This is a genomic window from Ureibacillus sp. 179-F W5.1 NHS (genome assembly GCF_045369345.1).
GTDB classification, from domain to species: domain Bacteria; phylum Bacillota; class Bacilli; order Bacillales_A; family Planococcaceae; genus Ureibacillus; species Ureibacillus halotolerans.
This window is the reverse complement of sequence record NZ_JBIQFG010000037.1, coordinates 22,169-33,104: the sequence shown is the minus strand read 5'-3', so window position 1 is coordinate 33,104 and position 10,936 is coordinate 22,169. Positions and strand designations below refer to the sequence as shown.

General features: G+C 36.2%; 15 protein-coding genes. 10 read left to right on the top strand and 5 right to left on the bottom strand.

What is annotated here, in order from left to right; genetic code table 11:
- Window positions 1-83 precede the first annotated feature (83 nt).
- A complete protein-coding gene (locus tag ACH0B5_RS14265; protein ID WP_406928012.1) occupies window positions 84-350 on the bottom strand; it encodes a DUF3055 domain-containing protein in 267 nt (88 codons plus the stop codon).
- Between the two features lie 91 nt (window positions 351-441).
- Here ACH0B5_RS14265 and ACH0B5_RS14260 point away from each other — a divergent pair, with 91 nt between their 5' ends.
- The gene (locus tag ACH0B5_RS14260) at window positions 442-894 is read left to right on the top strand and encodes a DUF86 domain-containing protein (RefSeq protein WP_122972171.1); all 453 of its coding nucleotides are present in this window, start codon (window positions 442-444) and stop codon (window positions 892-894) included.
- Window positions 891-1,664, top strand: coding sequence for a TIGR01457 family HAD-type hydrolase (locus ACH0B5_RS14255; RefSeq protein ID WP_122972172.1), 774 nt, complete (start codon window positions 891-893; stop codon window positions 1,662-1,664). The genes ACH0B5_RS14260 and ACH0B5_RS14255 overlap by 4 nt, the downstream gene beginning before the upstream one ends.
- A gap of 51 nt (window positions 1,665-1,715) precedes the next feature.
- Here the strand turns inward: ACH0B5_RS14255 and ACH0B5_RS14250 are convergent, their stop codons facing one another.
- Window positions 1,716-1,952: a YuzB family protein gene (locus ACH0B5_RS14250; protein WP_122972173.1), complete on the bottom strand. Its 237-nt coding sequence runs from the start codon at window positions 1,950-1,952 to the stop codon at window positions 1,716-1,718.
- Window positions 1,953-2,148: 196 nt separating this feature from the next.
- On the opposite strand from ACH0B5_RS14250, the gene ACH0B5_RS14245 reads away from it, so the two are divergent.
- A complete protein-coding gene (locus tag ACH0B5_RS14245) occupies window positions 2,149-3,222 on the top strand; it encodes an NAD(P)/FAD-dependent oxidoreductase (RefSeq protein ID WP_122972174.1) in 1,074 nt (357 codons plus the stop codon).
- Between the two features lie 78 nt (window positions 3,223-3,300).
- On the opposite strand, the gene ACH0B5_RS14240 is transcribed toward ACH0B5_RS14245, so the two are convergent.
- Window positions 3,301-3,630 carry a YuzD family protein gene (locus ACH0B5_RS14240; RefSeq protein WP_406928011.1) on the bottom strand — a complete coding sequence of 110 codons (330 nt, stop codon included), beginning with the start codon at window positions 3,628-3,630 and terminating at the stop codon, window positions 3,301-3,303.
- 85 nt (window positions 3,631-3,715) lie between these two features.
- Between ACH0B5_RS14240 and ACH0B5_RS14235 the strand changes: the two genes are divergently transcribed.
- The gene (locus ACH0B5_RS14235) at window positions 3,716-3,952 is read left to right on the top strand and encodes a NifU family protein (RefSeq protein WP_122972176.1); all 237 of its coding nucleotides are present in this window, start codon (window positions 3,716-3,718) and stop codon (window positions 3,950-3,952) included.
- Window positions 3,953-3,999: 47 nt separating this feature from the next.
- Here the strand turns inward: ACH0B5_RS14235 and ACH0B5_RS14230 are convergent, their stop codons facing one another.
- A complete protein-coding gene (locus ACH0B5_RS14230) occupies window positions 4,000-4,707 on the bottom strand; it encodes a DUF2225 domain-containing protein (protein WP_122972177.1) in 708 nt (235 codons plus the stop codon).
- Between the two features lie 207 nt (window positions 4,708-4,914).
- On the opposite strand from ACH0B5_RS14230, the gene ACH0B5_RS14225 reads away from it, so the two are divergent.
- The 4 genes from ACH0B5_RS14225 to ACH0B5_RS14210 all read left to right on the top strand — a co-directional run bounded on the left by ACH0B5_RS14225 (window position 4,915) and on the right by ACH0B5_RS14210 (window position 8,332).
- Entirely contained in the window at window positions 4,915-5,289 is a 375-nt protein-coding gene (locus ACH0B5_RS14225; RefSeq protein WP_122972178.1) for a HesB/IscA family protein, read from the top strand.
- 136 nt (window positions 5,290-5,425) lie between these two features.
- Window positions 5,426-5,923 (top strand): NUDIX hydrolase, encoded by a 498-nt coding sequence (locus tag ACH0B5_RS14220; protein WP_122972179.1) that lies wholly within the window; start codon window positions 5,426-5,428, stop codon window positions 5,921-5,923.
- 175 nt (window positions 5,924-6,098) lie between these two features.
- Window positions 6,099-7,898: a carbon starvation CstA family protein gene (locus ACH0B5_RS14215; protein WP_122972180.1), complete on the top strand. Its 1,800-nt coding sequence runs from the start codon at window positions 6,099-6,101 to the stop codon at window positions 7,896-7,898.
- 104 nt (window positions 7,899-8,002) lie between these two features.
- Window positions 8,003-8,332, top strand: a complete 330-nt coding sequence (locus ACH0B5_RS14210) for a YuiB family protein (RefSeq protein WP_122972181.1) — start codon at window positions 8,003-8,005, stop codon at window positions 8,330-8,332.
- 161 nt (window positions 8,333-8,493) lie between these two features.
- On the opposite strand, the gene ACH0B5_RS14205 is transcribed toward ACH0B5_RS14210, so the two are convergent.
- A complete protein-coding gene (locus ACH0B5_RS14205; RefSeq protein WP_341362502.1) occupies window positions 8,494-8,979 on the bottom strand; it encodes a divergent PAP2 family protein in 486 nt (161 codons plus the stop codon).
- Window positions 8,980-9,117: 138 nt separating this feature from the next.
- On the opposite strand from ACH0B5_RS14205, the gene ACH0B5_RS14200 reads away from it, so the two are divergent.
- Together ACH0B5_RS14200 and ACH0B5_RS14195 are read left to right on the top strand one after the other, a co-directional pair.
- Window positions 9,118-10,626, top strand: a complete 1,509-nt coding sequence (locus tag ACH0B5_RS14200; protein ID WP_406928010.1) for a leucyl aminopeptidase — start codon at window positions 9,118-9,120, stop codon at window positions 10,624-10,626.
- A gap of 74 nt (window positions 10,627-10,700) precedes the next feature.
- On the top strand, window positions 10,701-10,901 hold the full coding sequence (locus tag ACH0B5_RS14195) for a hypothetical protein (RefSeq protein WP_406928009.1): 201 nt from the start codon (window positions 10,701-10,703) through the stop codon (window positions 10,899-10,901).
- Window positions 10,902-10,936 lie beyond the last annotated feature (35 nt).

Here is a 10,936-nt window from a genome sequence, read left to right as displayed (position 1 = left end):
ATCAAAGCCGGTGAAATTTTACTTATCGTAAAATTTCACCGGCTTTTCATTTCAGAGGTGGGTTTTGTCCCAGCCTCATTTTTTTATGCTAATAATTCTGTTAAATATTCTCTTAAATCTTCCGCTTCTTCTTCCGATTTATTAAAAACGTGTTCCAAGTAGCCTGGTTCTTCTACATCATCTTGTCCAATAATCGCAAAGCGCCCCATTTGCATGTCTAGTACTAACACTTTTCCGAAAAATCGAGTAGACTGCATAATAGCTAAATCATATCGTATTTTTTTCCCTGTGAAACTAACAAATCTAGTTTTTGTATCTTCTACATCATCATATAAGAAAAATCGCTCCATATTGTATAGTACTCCTTCCAATTCTCTAGAATATGTTACTATAGAAGAGAAAGTACTATCAACCTTTTTAGATTTGAATGGGGGAACCATTATGTATTTTGTAGATCGAAATAAAATAACAATTACGTTAAAACATTTAGATGAGATACTATCAATTTTTGAAAAAGAAGAGAATTGGCTAAAAGATGATATTTCAAAATTAGCTTTACAACGCATTGCCCATAATACTATGGAAGCAATGATGGATGTAGGGAATTATATTATAGATGGATTTATTATGCGTGATCCTGGTAGTTATGAAGACATCATCGATATATTAATCGATGAAAAAGTTGTAACGAGTGAAATGGAAAAGCCTTTAAAAGACGTTGTAGGCTTGAGAAAAATGATCGTAAGGGAATTTATTAACGTGGATAATGAACATGTGTTAAAAGTGCTAACAGATAGTTTAAATGCGATTAAACAATTCTCTCCATTAGTAGCGGCTTACTTAGAAAACGAACTTGGTCCTGTTTCAGCCTTTTTACCGGAGAATGAGGCATGAAAAACTATAAAGCCTATTGTTTCGATTTAGACGGAACAGTGTATCGAGGAAAAAAAGGTATTGATTCAGCAGTTCGTTTTATTCATCAGTTACAACAAGAAAATATCGATTATTTTTTCGTAACGAACAATTCGTCCAAAACAAGGGAGCAACTGCAACAGGCTTTAGCCAATATTGGAATTGATACACCAACTTTTCGCATTTATTCGAGTGCATTAACGACGGCTAAATATGTTGCAGAACATTTTGATAAGGCAACGATTTTTATGGTCGGTTCAGATGGAATTCGTACAGCATTAGAGGCAGAAGGAATACGAATAGTGGACACAGATGAAGCGCGACCAGATGTAGTTGTAATGGGCATTGATCGAACGGTAGACTATATGAAATTAGTAAAAGCTTCCCTCGCTGTTCAAGGTGGAGCAAAATTAATTGGGACGAATGAAGATGTCCGATTCCCTTCTGAACTAGGGTTCCTACCTGGTAACGGTTCCTTTGTCAATTTAGTAGCGAATGTCGCTGCAGTTGAACCGACTTATATTGGAAAACCTTCCCCAGTCATGCTTGAAGTCATCCAGCAAGAGTTTGGATTGGCAAAAGAGGATATGGTCATGGTTGGTGACAATTATGATACAGATATTTTATGTGGTATTCGATTTGGCTGTGATACAATTCATGTCAACACTGGAGTAACTAGTACTTCTATAGTGTTACAGAAGGATCAAAAACCAACTTATTGTGTAGAAAACTTAGATGAAGTAAAAATATAAAGAAATCCGCGTACGTAACAGTGCGCGGATTTCTTTATGGATATACTTTTATTAGAAAAGGGGATTTTCCTCTATATATTGATAAATCTTTTTAGTCAGTTCATCGGGTGTATCGGCTTCTACGATATCCCCATTTACAAGAGCATAAAAAGTTTGGTCACACAAACTACAGTAACTTAAACATCCATATTCAAGGACATCAATATCTGGGTCATTTTCTAATATGTCATAAGTTTCTTGAGCACCTTTTGCTAGATTGCTAATGCAAAACTCTACTAATGGATTCAACTGCATTTTCACCTCACTCTAGTGACATGCTACTCTGTTTTACATGTTTCGTCAAAGAATAAATTTTTGTGAAATTCTTCACAAAAAATTTCTAAAATATATTGTGAAACATCTCACAATAAGATATACTCTTTATGGATAAATTGTGAACGATGGCTTACACAATTACAAAAGAGATATAGGGGAGTATTTTTTTATGAAAAGACTAGTATTACTAGGTGGGGGCTATGGCAATATGCGTATTTTGTTACGCCTATTACCAAACAACTTTCCACAAGATACAAAAATTACATTAGTTGATCGTACACCATTCCATAGTTTGAAAACAGAATTTTATGCTCTTGCAGCTGGAACAACAACGGATAAAAATGTTCGTGTTAACTTCCCAGAAAATGAGAGATTAGAAACGGTATATGGAGAAATTACGAAAATTGATCGAAAGGAAAAAAAGGTTATTTTAGAGGATGGCCAATTTATTCCTTATGATGATTTAGTAATTGGATTAGGTTGTGAAGACGACTATCATGGTGTTCCTGGAGCAGAAGAAAACAGTTATAGTATACAAACAATTGCGAAATCACGTACAACCTTTGAAAAGCTTTGTGGATTACCACCAGGCTCTGTCGTAGGAATTGTAGGTGCAGGTTTAAGTGGAATTGAACTTGCTAGTGAATTACGTGAAAGTCGTTCGGATTTAAAAATTAAATTATTTGACCGTTCTCCACGTATTTTACGAGCTTTCCCAGAAAAGTTAAGTAAGTATGTAAAAGAATGGTTTATAAAAAATAATGTAGAAGTAATTGCAGAATCTAATATTACGAAAGTAGAACCTACTCGTTTATATAATAAAGACGAAGTGATTGAAGTAGATGCTGTCGTTTGGACTGCTGGAGTCCAACCAGTAAAAATCGTTCGTGAGATGGATGCGGAAAAAGATAAAAAAGGTCGTCCGCTTGTTACTCAATATTTCCACTTAGTTGATGATGAACATGTTTTTGTAGTAGGGGATTGTGCATCATCTGATTTACCTGCTAGTGCCCAGCTTGCAGAAGAACAAGGGGAACGAATTGTAAAAGTTTTAAAACATCGTTGGAATAACGAGCCTCTTCCTGAAAAAATGCCCGAAATTAAATTAAAAGGCTTTATGGGCTCTTTAGGTAAAAAACAAGGATTTGTTCATTTAGCGGATACAACAGTTACAGGACGGATTGCCCGCTTAATGAAATCAGGTTTACTTTGGATGTACAAACGTCAGAACGATTCTCAATAAGGGTAAATAATTTTCAATTAAAACAAACATAATAAAAACAAAATCATTATAAAATGATTTTGTTTCAATAAATAAATTTTATTCGGCTGGAACAAAGCCAAGTTTTTCTAATGTTGAAAAGACCGGTTGAATTTGAATATAACCTTCACCGATGACTTCATTATTGATGAGAACAAGTGGGTAGAAAAATTCATCATTTTGAATACGTTCTGCCCATTCTTGATCTCGCGTGCTTTCTAGAGGTTGCTCAATATCGATATAGCGGATTGTAAATGGTTGCTCAGGGAATTTGCGGCTAATGGCAGCTTGTAGCCATTCATATGTATCTTTTGAAGAAGGAGCATTGACACAGCTGGCACAAATGACTTCTGCACCAAAAACTTCGATAACGGGATGATTTTCTGTCATAATTTAACAACCTTTCATAATACGGAATTATGGATTTTTTTGTTTCTTCACATTATAATAATTTTAGTGAAAGGAGTCGAGAAAAATGACAGATTTAGAACAAAAAGAACAAGTACAAGAAGTTTTAGATAAATTACGCCCATTTTTACTACGCGATGGTGGAGACTGTGAATTAGTGGATGTTGAAGATGGTGTTGTACGTTTACGCTTATTAGGCGCATGCGGAAGCTGCCCAAGTTCTACAATTACTTTAAAAGCAGGTATTGAACGTGCTCTATTAGAAGAAGTACCTGGAATCGTTGAAGTTGAACAAGTATTTTAATGAATGAAAAAACTAACGTTTACGAATGTAGACGTTAGTTTTTTTCATTAGTTGGCAGAAGATTGGTCACGACTTTGTTCCCGAGCTGAACGAACAAGTTGCCATTGTTCTTTTGCCATATTTAAAAGTTTAGCTTCACCACTTGCTTGTTGATTTTCGATTACTTTTGAGAAAAAGCGAGTGGCTAAGTCGTAATCTTCTATTCTTCTAGATAACTCCGCTATCATATACAAAATACGGGTATTTGACATTTGAGTACCTACGTAATCTTCATTGGAAAAGGATGTTAAGTATTGATCTCGTGCGATTTTTATAAACCGTTTTTCTTGTTCGAGATTATGTATACTTCGATAAAGCCAAGCAATTCGCAAAGTTAAACCTGCTAACGTGACGGCTTTCTCCTTTTTTAATAGTCCACACATAAAGGCTAGCTTGTACGCTTCCAATGCTTGGGTATTTGTTCTTTCGTTATTAAACGATCGTTTCGTCCATTTATCGGAAATTTGGGCACTAATTTCCTCCTTTACTCCAGGTTGAAAGTATTTTGAAAAATCTTCTGTAAAAGAAAAGCCGCAATGCTCACAAACAAAAACATTGTAGTATAATGCATTAACGGTTGAATCAGAATAAGTAGGACAAAAATCGCTATCAGTATGGTGTACTTTAACAGATTTAGATCGTACTTTAAACGTCGGAAATGATTTTTTGCAACATAAACATTCAACTTTCTTCTCATAGAATGGTGACAATTCCATCGATTGGACCCCTCATCTTTATATAATATATGACTATTATATCTATTTTTGTTTTTAATGTAGTGAATCTAATGGACTATTTATCGGTAAATATGAATGTTCATAATGTTAAATAGAATTGAAAAAAGTTTGAGGAAACAAAAAGCACATATCTTTTCTTTTGTTTCTCTCCTTGATATGATTATAACTAGAAGGAAGGTGAATGGGATGACAAGTGAAAAGAAAGTCATTGAGTTAACTGAGGCTGCATCATTTCGTGTGAAGGAAATGCAACAGCACAATGAAGAAGAAGGTTCTTTTTTACGAGTAGCTGTACATGGTGGCGGTTGTAGTGGTCTTTCTTACGGTATGAATTTTGATCACACTCAAAATGACGACGATTATGTAGATGAACAACACGGTTTGAAAATTCTTGTTTCCCGAGAAGATGCACCAATCTTAATGGGAACAAAAATTGACTATAAGCAATCTTTAATGGGTGGTGGCTTCACTATCGACAATCCAAACGCTATCGCATCATGTGGCTGTGGTACTTCATTTAGAACAGCAAAAGTTGAAGGTACACCGGAAGTTTGTGAGTAATAGGCAATACAACATAAAATGGAATTTTTATATAAATCTTCTTGGTAGGTATAGTCCTTCAAGAAGATTTTTTCTATTTATACGGAAAAGAGTATAATAAATGGAAAAGTGTTTTTACTAAAAAAGGGGAATAGGTATGAAAAAGGATAGAGGGAAAGTTTGGCTTGGGGTAGCGGGCGTGGTTATGAATTCAGAAGGAAAATGGCTTGTTGTAAAAAAGAAATATAGCGGGTTAAAAGGGGTATGGTCATTGCCAGCTGGCTTTGTTCAAGCAGGAGAAACGGCGGATCAGGCAGTAGTTCGTGAAGTGAAAGAAGAAACAGGTATAGATTGTGAAGTGACAGGGTTAATCGGTTTTCGGTCTGGAGTGATTCGGGAAGAAATTAGCGATAATATGGCAATTTTCCTTTGTCGCATGGAAGATGAGAATCAGCCGATTCAAATTCAGGAACTAGAACTTTCTGACGTTCAATGGTTAACAGAGGATGAAATTGCTAGAAAAGGAGAGTCTTCCGTTATGTTAGAGGAAATGGCCCATCAGCAACTGGCCAATCATCAACTATATAAAATAGAGGGAGTTAACCCAGGAGATATTTTTCAATATACTGCTTATAAATTATTCTTTCATAAATAGGAAGGCGATTTTGTAAATTTGTTTAAAGTACATATCGTTGTATGCATGTTATAAATGGTACTTTCATATCTTTATGGAAAGTGCTCGAGCTACTTTACATCTAAAAAAATAGAGAGATTCATAAGCCCAGTATACTGTTTTTTACTTAAATATCCGGTAAGGATGGAGGGAAGTTATGAATGCTTTATCCATTGTAATTGGGGCCGTGTGTGTTTTAATTATTGGCTACCGATTATATGGCTATTTCTTTACGAAAAAAGTTCTAAGAATTAATGAAAAGGAACCTACACCAGCTCATGTATACAATGATGGGAAAGACTATGTACCGACAAACAAATGGGTAGCTTTCGGTCATCACTTCGCCGCTATTGCGGCAGCTGGGCCATTAGTAGGGCCCGTATTAGCAGCTCAATTTGGTTATTTACCTGGACTTTTATGGCTTCTTATTGGGGCAGTTATTGGTGGTGCAGTTCATGACGCTGTCGTTTTATTTGCATCTATGCGCCGAAATGGGAAATCGCTTTCAGAAGTAATGAAGGAAGAACTAGGTCCCGTTGCAGGGTTCTGTACCGGTCTTGCTATGTTGTTTATTATTACGATTACAATGGCAGGATTGTCCATGGTTGTGCTCGGTGCATTAGAAAGAAATCCTTGGGGAACTTTTGCTGTTGCTATTACCATTCCGATTGCGATGCTAGTTGGAGTGGCGTATAAGAAAACGGGCAATTTACTTGTTACTTCAGCTATTGGATTTATTTTATTAATTATAGGTGTGTTTGTTGGTCCTTATATACAAGGAACGGCCCTTGGTGATTTTTTAACTTTTGATCGCCAAACGTTAGCGATTATTTTACCTGTCTATGCCTTTTTCGCTGCTGCTTTGCCTGTATGGTTTTTACTAGCACCTAGAGACTATTTAAGTAGCTTTATGAAAATTGGTGTATTCATTGCATTAATCGCTGGAGTATTTTTTGTAAATCCAATCATTCAATTCCCAGCTGTAACAGAATTTGTTCATGGTGGAGGACCAATTGTAGCAGGTCCCGTTTGGCCGTTTGTTTCGATTACAATTGCTTGTGGGGCGATATCCGGGTTCCATGCATTTATCGGTTCCGGTACAACGCCTAAAATGTTAAATCGATGGGAAGACATTCGAGTTGTTGGTTTTGGTGCCATGCTTGTTGAAAGTTTAGTTGGGGTAATGGCGTTAATTGCTGCAACAGCATTACATCCAGGGGACTACTTTGCAATTAATGCTGCACCTGCAGTATATGCTACTTTAGGGATGGAACCGGTTAATTTAGCAACACTATCCCAAAGTATTGGAATGGATTTGGAAGGACGGACTGGTGGGGGCGTTTCACTGGCGGTAGGGATGACCCAAATCTTCACAGGTATTCCATGGTTCAGTAATTTATCTTCCTACTTCTATCAATTTGTCATTATGTTTGAAGCGGTGTTTATTTTAACTGCCATTGATGCGGGAACAAGGGTTGCGCGGTATTTAATTCAAGATTTCGTAGGGGAAGTTGTCAAACCGTTAAAGCGAACAGACTGGCTGCCTGGTGCGATTTTTGCTAGTGCTTTAGCTTGTTTCCTATGGGGATATTTATTGTACTCAGGAGAAATTGGGCCGATTTGGGCACTGTTTGGTGTCTCCAATCAATTAATGGCATCTATTGGTTTAGTAGTAGGAGCTACAGTAATTCTGAAAATGGCAACGAAACGAATTTATGTGTGGACCTGTCTCATTCCATTAATTTATTTATATATTACAGTGAATGTTGCGGGAATATGGATGGTGAAAAATGTTTATTGGAATAGTGCTGCATCAGGCTATTCCGTATTAAATGGCGTGTTATCAATCATCATGCTTATTTTAGGGTTAATCATCGTCGTAACTGCTGTGAAGAAATGGATTCAACTGTGGAATAGTCCTCGTTTTATAAATGGTGGAGTTGTAAAAGCAGGATAGATTAAAAGTGGGTGTCTCAGTTTGTGAGACATCCACTTTTTATATTTGAAAGCTAGCCTCTTATCATGTAAACTAATGAGAGGAAAACGGAGGTTATACATAATATGAGTGGTTCAGTTTCGTTAGTGCAATTAATCATCTCAGTCGTACTTTTCTTCGTCATGTTTTTTGGAATCGGTTTCTTATTAAACATGCTTTTACGTATGACTTGGTTAATGGCTATCGTTTATCCAATCGTCGTTGTATTTATTATTGATGAAGTAAGTTTTTTAGATTATATTGTTAAACCTGGGACAGCTTTCCCAGCGTTAGTAGACAAAATTCAAGCATTACAAGTCGTTGATATTTCCATTTTAATAGGTGGATTTGCAGGGGCCATCGTAGCTGGATTTGTCATGATCTATCTTCGAAAAGCGGGATATCGAATGTTCTAAAAAGGGACTGGCTCATGTTTGAGTCAGTCTTCTTTATTTTGTTATCCTTTTTAGCAGTTAGCCATTTTTTATTTAAGAAAAGCGTATTTGAGAATGGTAATACTCTTCACTCGAAAGAAAAGGGAGGGCATAAATATCTCAAATACGCTTTTATTCATTAATTAAAGGACTAGTGTATAAAAAATGATAGAAATTAAAATTCCCGTAATGGCACCAGAAAATACTTCGCTCGGTTTATGACCGAGTAAAGTTTTTAATTCTTGAATTTTTTCATTTTCATCCTTTTCAGGCCAATGTTTAATTTTACGGAAAAAAACAGCTAATTCATTTCGCATACGGTTAATAATTGCTGCATGTTGACCAGCTTGATAACGTACGCCAATGGCATCATACATGACGATTCCAGCAAACATAGCCGCTACTGCAAAGGTAGGAGAATCAAGACCTGTTTCAAATCCGACTGCTGTTGCTAAACTCGTTACTGCAGCAGAATGGGAGCTAGGCATACCACCCGTTGACGTCATTAATGACCAATCTAGTTTTTTAGTGAAAGCAAAATGGATTGGTACTTTTATGAATTGGGCAAATAAAATGGAAAAAATAGATAAAAGTAAAGGGGTATTTTGAAGTAATCCCAAAACAAACATTCCCTACCTTTCTTTTTTGTTTCAAGTATAGCATAACCGAATGATAGCAAAACATTTATAATCAATTCGTAATTCGAAATATTCGATAAATAGCTAACTCTTTACTATAATAAAATTATAAATAAAGGGGGATATCAAATGAAAAATGTTAAAGAACCAAAAAATTTTGAGCAAGTAACGACCGAATTACTAATCGTTGGAGTACAAAAAAATTGCGACCATATTGAAGGATGGAGTAATTTTGTATCATTCTATGGTGAAAACGTTGAGAATTGGATTCGTTCGGGAGATATTCAAACTGAACGTAAGAAAATGACAAAAATTCCTTACATAGGACAAAATGAACATATTAAACGGGTTTTATTCGTTGGTTTAGGTGATACAAAAACTTTAACAGAAAACGAATTAAGAGAAACGTTTGGTTTAGTAGGGAAAGAGTTGAGAGCTCTAAAGGCAAGTGAATGTACAATTTGGTTAGAGTCCTTTACAGCAAGCCCAATTGACGAGCAAACGATTGCGTATCTTTTTGCTGAAGGAACGGGTCTAGGATTCTATCAAGTACCCCACTATAAAACATCGTCAAATGAAGTAGAAGTTTATATGGATGCAGTTCATTTTGTGACAAAGGCGGATATCGATGAAATTGCTGCAAGTTTTGAAGTAGGTAAAATTTATGCAGACGCTGTAAATGAAGCCCGTAATTTAGTCAATTTACCTCCAAACTTATTAACTGCAACAGAACTAGCGAATTATGCAGAAAAATTAGCGAAACAATATGACTTTGAAATTGAAATTTTAACGAAGAAAGAATTAGAAGAATTAGGGATGGGCGGTATTCTAAGTGTTAATAAAGGCTCTGTAGAGGAACCACGCCTTATTACGATTAAATATCAAGCAACTGAGAAATGGGAAGATGCGATCGGATTAGTCGGTAAAGGAGTAACGTATGATACTGGTGGCTATTCCATTAAGACGAAAACAGGCATGGTCGGTATGAAAGGTGATATGGGAGGAGCAGCTGCTGTTTTAGGTGCGATGAAAATTATCGGTGAATCCCGTCCAAACAAAAACGTTGTTGCTGTAATTGGTTCAACGGACAATATGATTTCAGGTGAAGCCTTTAAACCAGATGACGTTATTACAACGTACAGTGGGAAAACGGTAGAAGTATTAAATACGGATGCTGAAGGACGTCTTGTGTTGGCAGATGCAGTTACTTATGCGAAACAACAAGGAGCTACTTCTTTAATTGATGTTGCGACATTAACAGGTGGAGTTATTACAGCATTAGGTTATGATAAAACTGGCTCTTTAACAAATAATGAAGCCTTCTTTGATGCATTCATAGAGGCAAGTATTGAAACGGGTGAATTTGTTTGGGGAATGCCCCTTACAGAAAGAGATAAAAAACGTATCCGTAAATCGGATATTGCAGATTTAAATAATTCCCCTGGTAGTGATGGTCATATGATTTTTGGTGGTGGATTTGTAGGTGAATTTGTAGGGGATACCCCTTGGATTCATTTAGATATTGCCGGTACATCTGATGCTTCATCATCATATGATTTAGGACCAAAAGGTGGAACTGGCGTAATGGTTAGAACATTAGCTACTTTCGTTGAAAGATTAGGTGAACAAAACAACTAATTACAAGTGGGCATATCCCATAGGTTTCCTCTCTTTTTTAACATATGTTACTAAAGAGAAGGAGGTAGATAATCGTGACAAATTTTTATGGTGGCTATGGTGGATTTAATCAATTTGGTTATCCTTTTCTAGGTGGTTTTTTAGGTGGATTATTAGGTAATGTTATTTACCCTGGAAGACCTTTTTATGGTAGGCCTTATTATCCCTATCCACATTATCCATTTTACCCATATCCTTACCCACGTAGACGTAGACCATATAGAAGATTCTACTAAAAAAAGAAGCGCGAATCATTTCGTGCTTCTTTTTC